16 protein-coding genes are annotated in these 15,501 nt (G+C 62.9%); 9 read left to right on the forward strand and 7 right to left on the reverse strand.

The window, feature by feature from the left end; all coding sequences use genetic code 11:
• The first annotated feature begins 149 nt into the window (after positions 1–149).
• Positions 150–1,745: a nitric oxide reductase transcriptional regulator NorR gene (gene norR, locus P3T16_RS20205; RefSeq protein WP_429343592.1), complete on the forward strand. Its 1,596-nt coding sequence runs from the start codon at positions 150–152 to the stop codon at positions 1,743–1,745.
• 10 nt (positions 1,746–1,755) lie between these two features.
• Here norR and P3T16_RS20210 read toward each other — a convergent pair whose 3' ends face one another.
• Positions 1,756–2,193: a carboxymuconolactone decarboxylase family protein gene (locus P3T16_RS20210; protein ID WP_429255692.1), complete on the reverse strand. Its 438-nt coding sequence runs from the start codon at positions 2,191–2,193 to the stop codon at positions 1,756–1,758.
• 574 nt (positions 2,194–2,767) lie between these two features.
• On the opposite strand from P3T16_RS20210, the gene P3T16_RS20215 reads away from it, so the two are divergent.
• The 6 genes from P3T16_RS20215 to P3T16_RS20240 are packed head-to-tail and all read left to right on the forward strand — an operon-like array spanning position 2,768 to position 7,914.
• On the forward strand, positions 2,768–3,379 hold the full coding sequence (locus tag P3T16_RS20215) for a c-type cytochrome (RefSeq protein WP_429343639.1): 612 nt from the start codon (positions 2,768–2,770) through the stop codon (positions 3,377–3,379).
• Between the two features lie 49 nt (positions 3,380–3,428).
• The gene (locus P3T16_RS20220) at positions 3,429–4,682 is read left to right on the forward strand and encodes a c-type cytochrome (RefSeq protein WP_429343640.1); all 1,254 of its coding nucleotides are present in this window, start codon (positions 3,429–3,431) and stop codon (positions 4,680–4,682) included.
• 51 nt (positions 4,683–4,733) lie between these two features.
• Positions 4,734–4,910, forward strand: coding sequence for a hypothetical protein (locus tag P3T16_RS20225; protein ID WP_429255690.1), 177 nt, complete (start codon positions 4,734–4,736; stop codon positions 4,908–4,910).
• 10 nt (positions 4,911–4,920) lie between these two features.
• Complete coding sequence (locus P3T16_RS20230; RefSeq protein ID WP_429343593.1) at positions 4,921–5,490, forward strand: cytochrome C oxidase subunit II; 570 nt, start codon at positions 4,921–4,923, stop codon at positions 5,488–5,490.
• Positions 5,480–7,105: a b(o/a)3-type cytochrome-c oxidase subunit 1 gene (locus tag P3T16_RS20235; RefSeq protein ID WP_429255688.1), complete on the forward strand. Its 1,626-nt coding sequence runs from the start codon at positions 5,480–5,482 to the stop codon at positions 7,103–7,105. Before P3T16_RS20230 ends, P3T16_RS20235 begins: the two co-directional genes overlap by 11 nt.
• Positions 7,102–7,914, forward strand: coding sequence for a c-type cytochrome (locus P3T16_RS20240; RefSeq protein WP_429343594.1), 813 nt, complete (start codon positions 7,102–7,104; stop codon positions 7,912–7,914). Before P3T16_RS20235 ends, P3T16_RS20240 begins: the two co-directional genes overlap by 4 nt.
• 47 nt (positions 7,915–7,961) lie before the next feature.
• Here P3T16_RS20240 and P3T16_RS20245 read toward each other — a convergent pair whose 3' ends face one another.
• Together P3T16_RS20245 and P3T16_RS20250 are read right to left on the reverse strand one after the other, a co-directional pair.
• Positions 7,962–10,424, reverse strand: a complete 2,463-nt coding sequence (locus tag P3T16_RS20245; protein WP_429343595.1) for a mechanosensitive ion channel family protein — start codon at positions 10,422–10,424, stop codon at positions 7,962–7,964.
• A 202-nt stretch (positions 10,425–10,626) separates the two neighbouring features.
• Positions 10,627–11,496, reverse strand: coding sequence for a LysR substrate-binding domain-containing protein (locus P3T16_RS20250; protein ID WP_429255685.1), 870 nt, complete (start codon positions 11,494–11,496; stop codon positions 10,627–10,629).
• Between the two features lie 107 nt (positions 11,497–11,603).
• Between P3T16_RS20250 and P3T16_RS20255 the strand changes: the two genes are divergently transcribed.
• Positions 11,604–12,206: a LysE family translocator gene (locus tag P3T16_RS20255; RefSeq protein ID WP_429343596.1), complete on the forward strand. Its 603-nt coding sequence runs from the start codon at positions 11,604–11,606 to the stop codon at positions 12,204–12,206.
• A complete protein-coding gene (locus P3T16_RS20260) occupies positions 12,206–12,589 on the forward strand; it encodes a cupin domain-containing protein (protein WP_429343597.1) in 384 nt (127 codons plus the stop codon). Before P3T16_RS20255 ends, P3T16_RS20260 begins: the two co-directional genes overlap by 1 nt.
• A gap of 18 nt (positions 12,590–12,607) precedes the next feature.
• Here the strand turns inward: P3T16_RS20260 and P3T16_RS20265 are convergent, their stop codons facing one another.
• From P3T16_RS20265 to P3T16_RS20280, 4 genes are all read right to left on the reverse strand, one after another.
• A complete protein-coding gene (locus tag P3T16_RS20265; protein WP_429343598.1) occupies positions 12,608–12,775 on the reverse strand; it encodes a hypothetical protein in 168 nt (55 codons plus the stop codon).
• Positions 12,772–14,130 carry an LLM class flavin-dependent oxidoreductase gene (locus tag P3T16_RS20270; RefSeq protein WP_429343599.1) on the reverse strand — a complete coding sequence of 453 codons (1,359 nt, stop codon included), beginning with the start codon at positions 14,128–14,130 and terminating at the stop codon, positions 12,772–12,774. Before P3T16_RS20270 ends, P3T16_RS20265 begins: the two co-directional genes overlap by 4 nt.
• A gap of 57 nt (positions 14,131–14,187) precedes the next feature.
• Complete coding sequence (locus tag P3T16_RS20275; protein ID WP_429343600.1) at positions 14,188–14,997, reverse strand: class I SAM-dependent methyltransferase; 810 nt, start codon at positions 14,995–14,997, stop codon at positions 14,188–14,190.
• A 157-nt stretch (positions 14,998–15,154) separates the two neighbouring features.
• Positions 15,155–15,496, reverse strand: a complete 342-nt coding sequence (locus tag P3T16_RS20280) for an NIPSNAP family protein (RefSeq protein ID WP_429343601.1) — start codon at positions 15,494–15,496, stop codon at positions 15,155–15,157.
• Positions 15,497–15,501: the final 5 nt, after the last annotated feature.

The raw sequence follows: 15,501 nt of genomic DNA on the forward strand, positions 1-15,501 counted from the left end.
TGGATTCCTTTGCAAGCAGTGGAAGAGGGGAATCGCCGCCGCGGCGATTTGCCGTCGCGGCGGGTCCGTCGTTCGAGCTGTTATATACAGGTTCCGTGCCAGCTAAAAAGTGCTTTAAAATCAGTCGCATCTGAATTGGTGTAGTTGATATGACACGAGTCGAAAAGACTACTGATGTAGTCACTATGACTGTCCATGCGGTACTGGACGCGCTGATTCCACTCGTCGAAGACCTGTCGCGCGAGCTGCCGCCCACCGAGCGTTTCCGCCGTTTGCTTGATACGCTGCGCACCCTCTTTCCCGGCGATGCGGCTGCTTTGCTGCGGCTTGAAGGCGACACGCTGGTGCCGCTCGCAATCAACGGCCTCTCCAGCGACACGCTCGGCCGGCGCTTCCGCGTGAGTGACCATCCGCGCTTTGCACAACTGCTGTCGCAGCGCGAACCGACGCGTTTCGCGGCGGATTCCGGTTTGCCTGATCCTTACGATGGCCTCGTGCAGGGCATCGAAGGCCATCTTGAGGTGCATGACTGCCTCGGGTGCCCGCTCTATCTCGACGGTCGCCTGTGGGGATTGCTGACGCTCGACGCGCTCGATCCGTCACAGTTCGACGCACTCGATCTGCCGTCGTTGCAGGCGTTTCTCAGCCTCGCGGCCGCGACGGTCAGCGTGGTCGACCGCATCGATACGCTCGCGCGCAGTTCGGAGGAAGAGCGGGCGCGCGCCGAAGCATATCGCCTCGCGAGCAGCGCGAGCCGTCGCGAGATGATTGGCAGCAGTGCTCAGCACAAGCGTCTGATGGACGAGATTGCAGTGGTCGCCAACAGCGATCTGACGGTGCTGATCACGGGCGAAACGGGCGTCGGCAAGGAGCTGGTCGCGAACGCAATCCACGGGCTGTCACCTCGCGCCGGCAAGCCGATGATCAGCCTGAACTGCGCGGCGTTGCCCGATACGCTCGTCGAAAGCGAACTGTTCGGCCATGTGCGCGGCGCGTTTTCGGGCGCATCGGCGGACCGTCGCGGCAAATTCGAACTTGCCGACGGCGGCACGCTCTTTCTCGACGAAGTCGGCGAATTGCCGCTCGGCGTACAGGCGAAACTGCTGCGCGTGCTGCAGAACGGGCAGCTCCAGCGGATCGGTTCCGATAACGAACACAAGGTCGATGTGCGCCTGATCGCCGCGACCAACCGCGATCTCGCCGAGGAAGTGCGCGAAGGCCGCTTTCGTGCGGACTTCTATCATCGTCTGAGCGTGTATCCGCTGTGGGCGCCGCCGCTGCGTGAACGCGGACGGGACGTGCTGCTGCTGGCCGGCTTCTTCCTCGAAGAAAACCGCTCGCGTCTCGGGCTCTTGAGTCTGCGTCTGTCGAATGAGGCACAGGCCGCGTTGCTCGCGTATCCGTGGCCTGGCAACGTGCGTGAACTGGAGCATCTGATTGGGCGCAGCGCGTTGAAAGCGCTCGCGCGTCATGGTCAAAGGCCGCGCATTCTCACGCTGACGCAGGACGATCTGGCGCTGTCCGAGGCGCGGCGCGCGTCGGCTTTGGTTGCGGGCAACGGTGGCGATGGGGATGGCGCCGTGGAAACGCCTGCGGACTTCCGCACGGCCGTGGAAGGCTACGAGCGCACGCTCATCAGCGAAGCGCTCGCGCGCAACGATCGCAACTGGGCGTCGGCTGCACGCGAGCTCGGCATGGATCGCGCGAATCTGAACCGGCTCGCGAAGCGCCTCGGGCTGAAGTGATCGTGCCGACTCAGGTCGGCATCTTGCGGAACGCGATCGCGAACCGGTTCCACGTGTTGATCGCACCCACGAGCAGCGTCAGGTCGACGATTTCTTCATCGCTGAAATGCGGCTTGACGGCTTCCCATACGGAGTCGGGCACGTGGTCCTGCGAGACGAGCGTCAGCGCTTCGGTCCATTCGAGCGCGGCACGTTCACGATCCGTGAAGAACGGCGTTTCACGCCACACGACGACCGTCGCCAGACGGCGTTCCGTTTCGCCGCCTTTGCGTGCGTCGGTGGTGTGCATGTCGACGCAGAAGGCGCAGCCGTTGATCTGCGAAGCACGCAGACGGACCAGTTCGGCCAGCGACTTTTCGATACCGGATTTGCCGATGCGTTCTTCGAGCGCGAGCACGGCCTTGATGGCATTCGGGTTCGCGGAGTAGAAGTTGAGACGTTCGTTCATGGCGGGTTCCTCTGTCGGGTTAATGTGCGCAACATGGCGCAACAGGACCAAGATTAGGTCATGAGGTGGTTCCTTTAAATGACCGGTTTGCGGTTTTTTTGAGGTAGCCAGTTGGGCGACGCGCAGACGTGTCGGACACCATTATTGTTGTTTTCTGACAGCCATATATTTTCCAGATTAAAAAAATATGCGAGATTGTTTCGCTATTAGCCTCTTATCTAATTGAATAGGCACGAGCGAAAGGCTTGTGGTAATTTTCGCTCCAGTTCCCTATAACTCGTATAGCCGTACAGCAGCCTTAGAATGCGCCGGATGTTCGGAAGTCGCGGGACGTCGCGTGCAGTTACGCGCACTTGCAATTAGCGACGCATATCTGGTGAAAACAAATTGCGCAAAACGGTATGGAAAGCTTCGCCGCGTTACCGGCTGCCGTTTGCGCGACAGACCAATGCATCAGCAACCTGAGAGGGTCGAGGTGGGTAAACGGCGGACACTTTTTGCGATCGCGCTGCTCGCGTGTTCGAGTCTGACGGCGTTCGCCGCGGAGCCTGCGTCTGATCAGGCGCCCGATACGATGCACGCCCGTGTACTTGCCTGCGCCGCCTGCCACGGTCAGCGCGGCGAGGGCACCGACAACGACTACTTCCCGCGTCTGTCCGGCAAGCCTGCCGGTTATCTGTACAACCAGCTGCTGGCGTTCCGCGACGGTCGGCGCAAATATCCGCCGATGAACTATCTGCTCGCGTATCTCCCCGACGCCTACCTGCAAAAGATCGCCGATTACTTCGCGGCCGAACGTCCGCCATTCCCGCCGCCGGCCACGCCGACCGTCGATTCAGCCACACTTGCGCTCGGTCAGACGCTCGTCACGCGTGGCGATCCGTCGCGTCAGATTCCGGCCTGCGCCGCGTGCCATGGTGGCGCGCTGACGGGGATGGAACCTGCCATTCCCGGCCTGCTCGGTCTGCATTCGAATTACCTGAGCGCGCAACTTGGCGCATGGCGTTACGGCACGCGCGGCACGGCTGCTCCCGATTGCATGAAGGTCGTGGCAACGCACCTGACCGAGCGGGATATCACCGCTGTCGCCGCGTGGCTCGCGTCGCAGAAAGCGCCGGCCGGTTATGCGCCGGTCGCGGCCGGTTCGCTGAAGATGCCGCTCGCCTGCGGCAGCGTCCCTCACTAACCGGAGAACCGAATTGCACGCTCTCCGATATGTCAGAACGCTCAACACGCTGGCGCGTCACGCCGCTTCACTGGTTGCGCTGTCCTGCATCGCTGTGACGCTCGCGCATGCGCAGGCCGCGGCGTCGAAAGACAACGCCAGTGCGGTCGCGCGTGGCGAATATCTCGCGCGCGCCAGCGATTGCATCGCGTGCCACACGATGCCGGCCGGCAAGCTGTTCGCCGGCACGCGTCCGATGGATACGCCATTCGGCACGCTCTACACACCGAACATCACGCCCGACAGGGAAACCGGCATCGGTACCTGGACTGCTGACGACTTCTACAAGATGCTGCATGAGGGCAAGTCGAAGGGCGGCACGATTCTTTATCCTGCAATGCCCTACGCGTCGTACACACGCATGACGCGTGAAGATTCGGATGCGATGTACGCGTATCTGATGTCGGTGCCGGCGGTGCATCAACCGAACCGTCCGCACACGTTGCGCTTCCCGTTCAACAAGCGCGAGCTGCTGCTCGGCTGGCGCACGCTGTATTTCCGCCAGGGCGAATACACGCCGGATCCGACGCAGTCCGTCGAATGGAATCGCGGCGCGTATCTCGTCGAAGGTCCGGGGCATTGCGCGATGTGCCACACGGCGATCAATGCGCTCGGCGGCAGTTCGGCATCGAAGGCGTTCGAAGGTGGTCTGATCCCGATGCAGAACTGGTACGCGCCGTCGCTCACGTCGAACAAGGAAGCCGGTCTCGGCGACTGGAGCATCGAAGAGATCTCCGATCTGCTGCAGACCGGCGTGTCGAAACGTGGTGCGGTATATGGGCCGATGGCGGAAGTCGTCTACGACAGCCTGCAGTACATGTCCGATGAAGATATCCGCGCAATGGCCGTCTATCTGAAGAGTCTGCCGGCACGCAGCGGCCAGACGTCGAGCACGCCGACGGCTGCCGTCACCGAAGAAAAGAACCGTCTCTATCCGCTCGGCAAGAAGATCTACGACGCGCAGTGCGCGGTCTGTCACGGTATCGACGGCAAGGGCAAGGTGCCGCATTTCCCGCCGCTGGCGCAGAACCAGTCGATCCTGATGACGTCGGCGGTAAATCCGGTTCGCATGGTGTTGAACGGCGGCTATCCGCCGGGCACGACGAAGAATCCGTCGCCGTATGGCATGCCGCCGTTCGCGCACACGCTCTCGGATGAAGAAGTGGCGGCTGTCGTCACCTATATCCGCACTGCGTGGGGCAATCGCGGCACGCCGATCAGCGGGAAGGAAGCGAACGAGTTGCGCACCGCGCCGCTTTATTGACGCAGGCAGCTGAAGCGAACTGAAAAGCATGTTGAGCATACCGAGGAAGCCATGAGCGATTCCCCTTCCGGCCACGCGCGCAACGCCGAGGACGAGACCGTCGACGAAATCGTCGGCCGCGGCCCGAGCGGCGCCATCGCGCTCGCGGGCATAGCAACGGCGATTGTCATCGGGCTGTGGTTCGCGTTCTATTTCGTCGTCTTCCTGCCTCGCGGCGTGATCCAGTGAGGCACCTTGCATGGCAATGACTCCCGCACCCCATGGTTCATCGTCGGAAGACGTCGCAGCACGCGTCGAGCGGCGCTGGGCGATTCTCGTCACCGGCATCGTCACGGTGCTGGTCGCGATGGTGGTCTACACCGGCCTGCACTGGGCCATGATGCCGCCTTCGCGTGTCGAGACCATCGATCCGCTGTCGCTGCACGTGTCCGGCGAATTTATCGAGAGCAATCTGGGCACCGCGACCGAAGGCGATGGCTCAGTCACCGTGCGTCTCGTCGCGCAGCAATATTCGTTCACGCCACAGTGCCTCGTGATACCGGCGAATACGCCCGTCACATTCCGTGCGACCAGCGCGGATGTCGTGCACGGCTTCCTGATTACCCACACCAACATCAACTCGATGCTCGAACCCGGCTACGTCTCGACCTTCAAGACGACATTCGACCAACCCGGCGACCATCTGATGCCGTGCCATGAATTCTGCGGCGTCGGCCACCAGGGCATGTGGGCGCACGTCAAGGTCGTGGACAAGGCAACGTTCGCGCAGATGGCGGCCGGTTCGCGGAGGGTCAGCTGTGTTCAATAGCAAACGGGTCGTTCTCGCGCATTTCTGGCTGGCGTTCGCCGCATTCGGCCTCGCGCTGCTGCTCGGCGCGTGGCAGATGTATGTGCGCAGCCCGCTGCATCCGTGGCTGCAGAATCCGGAGCATTACTACCGCTCGGTGACGGCGCACGGCACTGCGATGGGCTATGTGTTCCCGACATTGATCGCGATGGGCTTCGGCTACGCTGTTTCCGAACTCGCGTTGAAGCGCCCGCTGGTGGGCCTGCGCTGGGCGTGGGCCGGTTTCTGGCTGGTGCTGGTGGGCGCAGTGGCGGCGACGGTGCCGGTCGCGATGGGCCTGGCTTCGGTGCTGTACACGTTCTATCCGCCGATGATCGGCAATGCGTTCTACTACATCGGCGTCGTGCTGGTGGTGGTCGGCTCGTGGATCTGGGTCGCGCTGATGGGCATCAACATGCACGCGTGGAAGCGCGAGAATCCGGGCAAGCCGGTACCGCTCGCGATGTTCGCCACCGTCGCCGGCGCATATCTGTGGGGCTGGACGGCCGTGGGCGCCGCGCTCGAACTGCTGTTCCAGATCCTGCCTGTCGCGCTCGGCTTCACGCACACCATCGATGCCGGACTTGCCCGCGTGTTCTTCTCGTGGACGCTGCACGCGATCGTCTATTTCTGGCTGATGCCGGCGTATATCGCGTACTACACGATCATTCCGCGCGCGATCGGCGGCCGGCTCTACAGCGACTCGATGGCGCGTATCTCGTTCATCCTGTTCCTCGTGGTGTCGATGCCGATCGGCATCCACCATCTGTTCACCGATCCGCAGGTCGGCTCGGGCTTCAAGTTCCTGCACTCGGTGTTCACGGCGCTGGTCGCCGTGCCGACGCTGCTGACGGTCTTCACGATCAGCGCATCAGTTGAAATCGCGGCGCGGTTGCGGGGCGGCAAGGGCGCGCTCGGCTGGCTGAAGGCGCTGCCATGGGACAACCCGATGATGCTGGCGGTCGCGTTCTCGTTCGTGATGCTCGGCTTCGGCGGCGCGGGCGGCATCATCAACATGAGCTACCAGATGGACTCGACGATCCACAACACACAGTGGATCACGGGGCACTTCCATCTGATCTTCGCGGGCGCGATCGTCATCATGTACTTCGTGATCGCGTACGACCTGTGGCCGCAACTCACGGGCCGCGCGGTGACGAGCCTCAAGCTGATGCGTCTGCAACTGTGGTTGTGGTTCATCGGCATGATCGTGCTGACGTTCCCGTGGCACTACGTCGGCATTCTCGGCATGCCGCGACGCATGGCGTTTTACGACTACACGAACCCGGAAATCGCGGCGCAGGCGATCTGGGTGACGATGTCGGCGATCGGCGGGCTCATCCTTGTGATCTCGGCGATCCTGTTCTTCGTGATCCTGTATCAGACGCAGCGCGGTCCGCGCGTCGCGCCGCCGGAATATCGTTTCGCGAGAGCCGTGCATGAGCCGGTGCGTCTGCCGGTTGCACTGAACAGCTTCGGCCTCTGGCTCGCACTGATGATCGGCTTGACCGTGGCGAACTACGGCTACCCGATCGGGCAGTTGCTGTCGCAACCGCAGACGTCTGTGCCGGCCGTACCGATCGGAGGCTCGCGATGAGTAACACGGGAAATGAACGCCTGTTCTCGCTGAGCAATCCGTGGTTCAGGACGAGCGTCGGCGCAACGATTGTGATCGCCGTGTGCTCTGCGCTGATTGGTTTCGTGTGGCTGCCGTCCGCGCAGAAGGACGCGCCGTTCCAGGGCATCTGGAATGCGATCTGCAGCGCGGCGGGTGTGCCGCAGAAATGGCTTGCGGCTGGCGAGCCTGTGGAGTCGAAAGTCCGCACCAGTACTGCTGAAATCACGCCGCAACTGCTCGCGTATTCGGGCGCGCCTTCGATTGGGCGCGGCGCGACGCTCGCGATGCGCTGCACGATGTGTCACGGCGAGCGCGGCATGAGCGAAGCAAATTCGCCGAATCTGGCAGGGCAATACGCGGTTGTGATCTACAAGGAACTGCTCGATTATCAGTCGGGTGCGCGGACCAATGCGGCGATGTCGCCGATGGTCGGCAGCCTGAGCGATCAGGACATGCGCGATCTGGCGGCGTACTACGCGTCGCTACCGCGTCCGGTTCTCGCCGGGACCACACCGAATCCGCCGATGCCCGCGATCGTCGCGCATGGTTCGCCGATGCGTAATATCGTGTCGTGTACCGCGTGTCATGGCGGGATCGATAACAAGGCGGGGAGCCCGTGGCTCGAAGGCATGCCGGCCGCGTATGTGAAGGCGCAGTTGCAGGCGTTTGCTTCGGGCGCGCGTCACAACGATATCAGCGAGCAGATGCGCAACGTCGCACGGCAGATGACGCCCGAAGAGATGGATGCAGCCGCTGCGTACTATGCCGGGGCGACCCCGGTGCATTGAGTTGAGTGGGCTGCGAGCACACCGGTCGTGAACAATTCCTGATTGCTTCACGCGTCTTTTTTGGCGCTCGCGGTTTTTGGGACTTTCGCGCTGTCAGCGCCCTTTGCTTCTTTGACTTCGTTCACGGTATCAGGCTGGCGAGCCCCTGTGCCATCCATCGGCACGAGCAGGCTGCGGTTCGGATTCGCGATCTGGATGCCGTGTGCCTGAAACGCCATGACGATGCGCCGGTTGAATTCGCGTTGCACCGACCAGCGCGCCGTGTCGCGACACTGCATCTGCCCGGCGAGCGTGATCGCCGCGCCGTCGACCGCATCGACGCCCCAGAAGCTGAAGTCCGACAGGATACCGTCCTTGAATGCATCGTCGTTGCGCAGTGCGGCGCCGGTTTCCTTCAGCGTCTCGATCGCACGATCGACGTCCTGCCCGTACGCAATGCTGACCCTGACCGCCGCGTTGCCGAGCCCGCGATTCGTGTTGTTGACCGTCGACACGGAACTGAACGGCACGGTATAGAGCGAGCCGTCGCCGCCACGCAGACGCACCGTACGGATCGACAGATATTCGACCGTGCCGGATACGCCCGCAAGCGTGACCGCATCGCCGACCTGCATCGCGTTTTCCATCAGCAGAAAAATGCCGGTGATGAAATCCTGCACGAGTTTCTGCGAGCCGAAGCCGAGCGCGACGCCAAAAATACTCGCGCCCGCGAGCAGCGGTGCTGTGTTGACACCGAGTTCGCTCAGGCCCGTGAGCACGACGACCAGCGCAATCACAACGAAGAGCGCCGTGCGCAGCATCGGCAGCAATGTGCGCAGACGGGCGGCGCGAACAAGATCGCCACCGGTCGTCCACTGATCGAGCCGCCGTTCGATGGCCACGTTTACAGCTTCCCACACGACGAGCGCGACGAAGGCCGCGATCGAGATCGTCACGATGGCCGATGCCAGGCGATCTCCGATCGTGCCGCGCTCGAAGAACTGCGCGACGTTAAAGCCCCAGACCTGCAACAGCACCAGCGCGGTGACGATCACCAGAAGCGCCGAAATCGCGCGCCGCACGAACGGGTAGTAACGATACGCGTGCTGATGGGCGATCGAGCCTTGCGTGTCCTCTTCGATATTGAATGCGCGTCCGAGGGCGCCGAAGATCACGATCGACGCGACGCGCGCGCCCACCAGTACCGCCAGCGAAATGCCGCCGAGATGTAGCAGCGCCTGATAGCCGTTGCGCACGTCGAGCGCCCAGACGAACCATAGCGCCATCACGACGAAAACCGCGACAAAGGCCCACACGTCGGCGAGCCAGTTGCCGGCGATCTCCATCGACGGAATGCTTGCGACGCGCTCGCGGATCCGCGCGGCCACCGGCCGGCGGCATTGCAGGATCAGGATCGACACCATCACATGCGCGATCAGCGAGACGATCTTCGTCACCGCGAGATGCGCATCCTCGTTCATGCCGAGTTGCAACGCAATTTCAGCGAGACCCGCGCCGACACCGATCACGCTGGCGATCGCAATCACCCGTCGATGCGCGAGCGTCGCCCAGCGGTTGCCCATGCGCCACAAACGGAGCGCGGGCGCATCAGGCTGCAGGAAAAAACCGCTGATGATCACCGCGCCGCGGCACGACACGTAGATATCGATCAACGCATCGAGCGCGCGTCCTTCGGGCGTGTTGTCGTCGGTGAGGATCGACATCAGCACCGTCGCGACGATCACGAATACGACAAGCGGAAGGGCCCTGAAGACGGCGAGGAGCAGGGCGCCAGGCACACGTCGCAGCAGCGACCAGTGCCGCGTCGCGTTGTATTTTCCGCCTGCTGCATCGGGTTTCGCGGCGGTTGTCGATGTTGTCGTTGTTGTGGCTACTGCGCTCTGCCCGGATTCTTCCGCCCGTTCTGCCTCTTCTGCCTCTTCCGCCTCACTTGTGCGTTTCGCGTTGCGTTCGACAGTCAGTTCGCAGGGGCGGCGCAGCAGGCGTCGTGTGAGCCACTCGAACGCGAGTGCGGGCAGCAATCCGACGAGCACTGTCAGGATCATGCGGCCGAGCACGGCGCGGCCCTGCGGGTTCACGAACACGTTATGCCACCAGGCGCGCACCGACGATACGTCGAGCAATGCCGCCACCGAGTGACGGAGTGCCGCGGCGCCGTTCGCGAGCCAGTGCGCGCCCTGGCGCGCGAGTTGCGACGCGAGACCATTGGTCTGGAGCGCCGCGGGCACGTGGCTTGCACCGGCAGCTGCAGAAACCGGCTCCGTGGCGGATGCAGGGACCGCACTCAACGCGCCGGCCGCGGCGACGGCGCGCAATGTGTCCTCGATCTGGCTGCGCCGTTTGGGATCGTTCAGGACATCGAGTGCCTGACGGGCCTGATCGGGCGTCAGCCTCACGGGCGGATTGACGGCGGTACTGCTGGCGCTCGTGGGCGTGGCGGGCGCTGTCGACGCGGCAAGCGCGGAGAGCGCAAACGTAACCAGAAAGCAGGCGAGAAGGATTTTGCGCATGGTGGTCCGGTGGACGTTGAAGACGGCGGCAGACGCTGACGCAAATGCAAACGGGACAGTGCGGACGCAAAATGCGGGCCGGTACAACCGCCATTCAAACCGACAGCGACCCGCGTGCACAAGTTCCCGTGTCCCGCCCGTGGCGCAGGCTGGGCTGACGCCTGGCGTTCAGTCGCGCTCAGTTGCACTCAATCAAGGATAGTCACGCCGCTTCGCGTTGCCGCATCAATTCCGCGCGCAGAAAGCGGGCAAATTCCTGCGTGGCCGCATCGCCGCCGTGTGCGGGCAAATGAAGACTGATTGAGAAGTTGGGTAGTGCAGGCAGACCGGCATCGGCGCCGAGGATCTCGAGATCGGCGGGCACGGTCGAAGCCAGCCACGCCGTGATGGCCAGATCGGTGCGGACGGTTGCCGTGGTCGCCTCGATGTTGCCGTTCTCGAATACGGTTCGCCACTCGACACCCTGATCGCGCAACGCGGCCAGCACGACAGGACGAAACGCGCAGGTATCCGTGACCATCGAAACGGGCAGCGGCCGCTTCACGCGCGCGACACCGCCGCGCGCACCGACCCACACCAGCGGCTCGACCCGCAGACACTCGCCGGTTGCCGCGCCCACCGGCGCTTCGACGATGGCGAGGTCGATTTCGCCATCTGCAAGTGCATCGACGAGTTCGGGCGACGAACCGCATACCAGTGATATCTCGACCTGCGGCCAGGCTTCGGTATACGCCTTGAATACCGGCGCGAGCGTGCTGCCGACGAGGTCATACGGCACACCCAGCCGAACGCGTCCCTCGAGCGCGCTTGCGGTCATCTCGCTCCAGATTTCATCGTTCATGCCAAGGAGCCGGCGCGCCTTGCCCAGCATCCGCTCGCCAGCAGGCGTCAGCCGCAGGCCACGGCGCTCGCGTTCGAACAGCGTGATGCCGAGCGCCTCTTCGAGACGCCTGATCTGCTGGCTTACCGCCCCCTGGGTAAGATGCAGGCTGTTCGCGGCAACCGTCATGCTGGCGCTGTCGGCCGCCGTGACGAACGTGCGTACAAGGGTGAGATCGAGGTTTCTGGCCATTCACACATTATATTTGCTAATGCCTCGCATCCGTAAACATGGTTTCACTAATATCACGCGCGGCCCTACAGTCTGGACTCGTTCAGACAGACGATCGCCACGCCTCCATGATCCTTGCGAGCTCCGTCGCACCTTTGCTGTTGTTTGCGGCCGTTTCCACAGTCACGCCAGGCGGCGCGACGACCCTCGCCACGGCGTCGGGCGCGCAGTTCGGTTTTCGTCGCTCGATTCCGCTGATGGCGGGCATTGCGGTCGGTCTTGCATCGCTGGCGGCGGTTGCCGCGGCCGGGCTCGCTGGCGTGCTGCTCGCTGTGCCCGCGCTCGAACTCGCGATGAAGCTCACGGGCAGCGCTTATCTGCTGTGGCTTGCGTGGAAAATCGGCCGCAGCGGGCCGCCGAGGCTCGACATGCAGCTTGCGGCGCCGACGAGTTTCATCGGCGGTGCGTGTCTGCTGTGGCTAAACCCAAAAGGCTGGGCGATGACGCTCGGCGCGGCGGCTTCGTTTTCCGTGCTGGCAACCGGGCCGCTACGGCTCGCGGCGTTACTCGGCTCAGCCTTCGGGATCGCGGCGGTTGTATCGTTGTCGTTGTGGTGTGTCGCCGGCATGGTGCTCGCGCGGCTTCTGCAAACGCCGCGGCAGTGGCGCGTGCTCAACGTCGCGTTGGGCGTGCTGCTGGCCGCGTCGATTGTTCCAATGTGGAGAGAATGATGAGTCCGTTTGCTGAAACGGTCGACCTTGCCGCGGCCTTCGATGACGTCACCGCGCACTGGTCGCCGAAAGTCGTGGCGCAGGTCAACGATCAATACGTCAAGGTGGCGAAAGTGCAGGGCGAGTTCGCGTGGCACAGCCATGCAGACGAAGATGAACTCTTCTACGTCGTACGCGGGCAACTCGACATCAACTATGAAAACGACCGCACGGTGAAGCTTGCACCGGGATCGATTCATGTCGTGCCGCGCGGCGTGCTGCACAAACCGGTGGCGCACGAAGAATGCTGGATCGTGCTCATCGAAACGGTGAGCACGAAACATACAGGCGATGTCGAGACGCCCTTCACGAAGACACTTGCGCAGCAGCTCGGCGAGGCATGATGCCCTGAGGCGTCGACGTTATTCGTTGACGAACCATCGCATCAACACCGTCGCCGCCATCGCGAGACTCACGATCACGACGGCGGTGAACGCAATCCCGAACAGATGCGCCTTTAACGCCTCGCGTTCATCGAGGCAATTGTGCGCTTCACGGAGCGGGCGTTTTGCGCAACAGCCGTCGCTCAACTCGCGGCCTCCTGACGTTGCCGTTGCGCGTGCCGGTTTTGCGGACGCGGCAGGCCCAGATTTTCGCGCAGCGTTTGACCTTCGTATTCCGTGCGGAAAAGGCCGCGTCGCTGCAATTCCGGCACCACGCGTTCAGCGAATTCGGAGAGTCCGCCAGGCAACCATGGCGACATGATGTTGAAGCCATCCGCGCCTTCTTCCTCGAACCATTGCTGCAACTGGTCCGCGATGCTTTCGGGCGTGCCGACCACCTGCTGATGTCCTCGCGCGCCCGCGATGCGCAGATACAGGTCGCGGATCGTCAGATTCTCGCGACGCGCGAGATCGAACAGCAGACGCTGACGGCTCTTGCCGCCGTTCGTTTCCGGCAGCTCGGGCAACGGGCCATCCACCGGATACGTCGACAGATCGACACCGCCCGACATAGTCGACAGCAGCGAGAGCCCGACCGTCGGATGAATCAGGTTCTGCAGCGCGTCGAACTTGCGGCGCGCTTCGTCCTGCGTGCGGCCGATCACCGGGAAGATGCCCGGCATGATCTTCAGATGATCCGGTTGACGGCCGTATTTCGGGAGCCGGCTCTTGATGTCGCGATAGAACGTCTGCGCTTCTTCGAGTGTCTGGTGCGCAACGAAGATGACTTCGGCCGTTTGCGCCGCGAGTTCGCGGCCTGCATCCGACGCGCCTGCCTGGACGACGACCGGCCAGCCCTGCGGTGAACGCGCGACGTTCAACGGCCCACGCACCTGGAAATGCTTGCCGCGATGGTTGAGCACGTGCAGCTTGTCCGGGTCGAAATAGACACCGCTTTCCTTGTCGCGCAGAAACGCGTCATCTTCCCAGCTATCCCAGAGGCCCGCGACAACGTCGTAGAATTCGCGTGCCCGTTCATAACGTACTGCGTGTTCCGGATGCTTTTCGAAACTGAAGTTGAGCGCTTCCGATTCCGTGCTCGACGTGACGAGGTTCCAACCCGAACGTCCGCCGCTCAGATGATCGAGCGATGCGAATTTGCGCGCGAGGTTGTACGGTTCGTTGAAGGTCGTCGAAACGGTTGCAATGAGGCCGATGTTCTTCGTCACCACCGATAGCGCGGAGAGCAGCGTCAACGGTTCGAAGTGATCGGCGCGGGCGGTGCGCGAGAGCGACGCGAGGTTCGTGTCGCGCACGCTGACGCTGTCGGCGAAAAAGATCGTGTCGAATTTCGCGCGCTCGGCGATCTCCGCGACTTCGGCGTAATGCGCGAAGTCGAGGCCGCCGCCCGCGTGCGCGTCCGGATGCCGCCATGCGGCGATGTGATGGCCCGTTTCCATCAGGAACGCGCCCAGTTTGATCTGCCGCTTGTTGTTGATCATCGTCTGCTCCGTGTGCAATGGGGAGAATCCGGCGTGACTGTGCGGCTGTACCAGCGGTTACTGCGCAACCGGCTTGCGTCCAGCCGCGAACGTCATGCGCCGTTTCAGCTGAATGCCGCGCGGACCCCGCTTCGCTTCGAGCGCATCGCCGAGCAGCTGGCGCACGCGCGCGCTATCCGCCTCATCCAGCGCGGAGAGGAAATTGCCGAACGAACTGGCGCGGCTGAACGCGATCACTTCATCGACGGTATCGAAGGCATCGTCGAACTCGCGGATTTCATTGAACGTCACGTTGAAGCCGGCGGCGGCAAGCAGCAGCGCGGCGCGTTCCTGCGTGAGCTTGTGCGGGGCGCCGACGCGCGCTGTCTGCCAGCGCGGTTCGCGCGCGAGCAGCTCGCGCAAGACGAGATGCAGGTCGTGCGGCGCCTCCTGCGACATCGTCGTAAAGCCGACGCGACCGCCTGGCTTCAGCACGCGAAACGCGTGCTGAAGCGCGGCCAGCTGGTCGGGTACCCAATGGATGACGCTGTTGAAATAGACGACGTCGTAGTGCGCATCCGGCACGTCGTCGAGCGCTTCGGCGCGGCCGACCCGGGCCTGGAAGCGCCCCTGTGCGCGCTTTTGCGCGAGTTCAACGCGCAGGGCGAGTGGATCGATCCCGAGCACTTCACCGTGCGCGCCCGTGCGCTCAGCGACGGCTTCCGTCAGCAGGCCGGTGCCGCAACCGATGTCGAGCACTTTCTCGCCGCCTTGCACAGCGAGCACGTCAAGGAGTTCGAGGCCGTGATGAAACTGGCGTGTACCGAGCCGGTCGTATTGTTCGGCGAGCGTGGTGGAATCGAGTTCGAGGCTGGGCGGAGTCGACATAGCGGGTCCATGTAGTGACGATTGAACATGGTAGAGGCCGCCTGTTCGCAACAGAAACGAGAAATCGTGCTATCGATCTGACGTCGGAGCGCATTCGACGTTATAGCGTCAAATGCGCCCGAATCACGTCGAAGCGCAGACTGAAAGCATCCCATCGTTATCGCGCGAGGCTTTCCGGAGGAATGCCGAATGTGCCGTTCACCACTTCGGTGAACGTGCGTTCTTCACGCAGGATGAAGCGCTGCGTTTGCACCATCCGGAAGTTCGCGACCGATTCAGGGTCTGTCTTCAGACGGGCGCGATACGCTTCGTATGCGGCGAGACTCTCGAAGGCGATCAATCCCCAGGCGATATCGTTGGTCCCTTCGTGCGGCAGAAAGTAGCCGACGAGATGGCCACCGCAGCGCGGAATAATGCGGCCCCAGTTTTCTGCATATTCCCTGAAGGCGTCGCGCTGGAATGGGTCGATCTGGTAGCGGATGAAGCAGGTGAGGGTCATGAAAT

The sequence above is a fragment of the Paraburkholderia sp. GAS42 genome (assembly GCF_050436565.1).
GTDB lineage: Bacteria > Pseudomonadota > Gammaproteobacteria > Burkholderiales > Burkholderiaceae > Paraburkholderia.

What these genes read in the sequence shown, in the direction of transcription:
- P3T16_RS20240 (WP_429343594.1), top strand. Translation starts at nt 7,102, where the DNA reads ATGAGTAACACGGGAAATGAACGCCTGTTCTCGCTGAGCAATCCGTGG.
- P3T16_RS20230 (WP_429343593.1), top strand. Translation starts at nt 4,921, where the DNA reads ATGGCAATGACTCCCGCACCCCATGGTTCATCGTCGGAAGACGTCGCA.
- P3T16_RS20270 (WP_429343599.1), bottom strand. Translation starts at nt 14,130, where the DNA reads ATGATCAACAACAAGCGGCAGATCAAACTGGGCGCGTTCCTGATGGAA.
- P3T16_RS20255 (WP_429343596.1), top strand. Translation starts at nt 11,604, where the DNA reads ATGATCCTTGCGAGCTCCGTCGCACCTTTGCTGTTGTTTGCGGCCGTT.
- P3T16_RS20250 (WP_429255685.1), bottom strand. Translation starts at nt 11,496, where the DNA reads ATGGCCAGAAACCTCGATCTCACCCTTGTACGCACGTTCGTCACGGCG.
- P3T16_RS20260 (WP_429343597.1), top strand. Translation starts at nt 12,206, where the DNA reads ATGAGTCCGTTTGCTGAAACGGTCGACCTTGCCGCGGCCTTCGATGAC.
- P3T16_RS20275 (WP_429343600.1), bottom strand. Translation starts at nt 14,997, where the DNA reads ATGTCGACTCCGCCCAGCCTCGAACTCGATTCCACCACGCTCGCCGAA.
- P3T16_RS20245 (WP_429343595.1), bottom strand. Translation starts at nt 10,424, where the DNA reads ATGCGCAAAATCCTTCTCGCCTGCTTTCTGGTTACGTTTGCGCTCTCC.
- P3T16_RS20225 (WP_429255690.1), top strand. Translation starts at nt 4,734, where the DNA reads ATGAGCGATTCCCCTTCCGGCCACGCGCGCAACGCCGAGGACGAGACC.
- norR (WP_429343592.1), top strand. Translation starts at nt 150, where the DNA reads ATGACACGAGTCGAAAAGACTACTGATGTAGTCACTATGACTGTCCAT.
- P3T16_RS20215 (WP_429343639.1), top strand. Translation starts at nt 2,768, where the DNA reads ATGCACGCCCGTGTACTTGCCTGCGCCGCCTGCCACGGTCAGCGCGGC.
- P3T16_RS20210 (WP_429255692.1), bottom strand. Translation starts at nt 2,193, where the DNA reads ATGAACGAACGTCTCAACTTCTACTCCGCGAACCCGAATGCCATCAAG.
- P3T16_RS20280 (WP_429343601.1), bottom strand. Translation starts at nt 15,496, where the DNA reads ATGACCCTCACCTGCTTCATCCGCTACCAGATCGACCCATTCCAGCGC.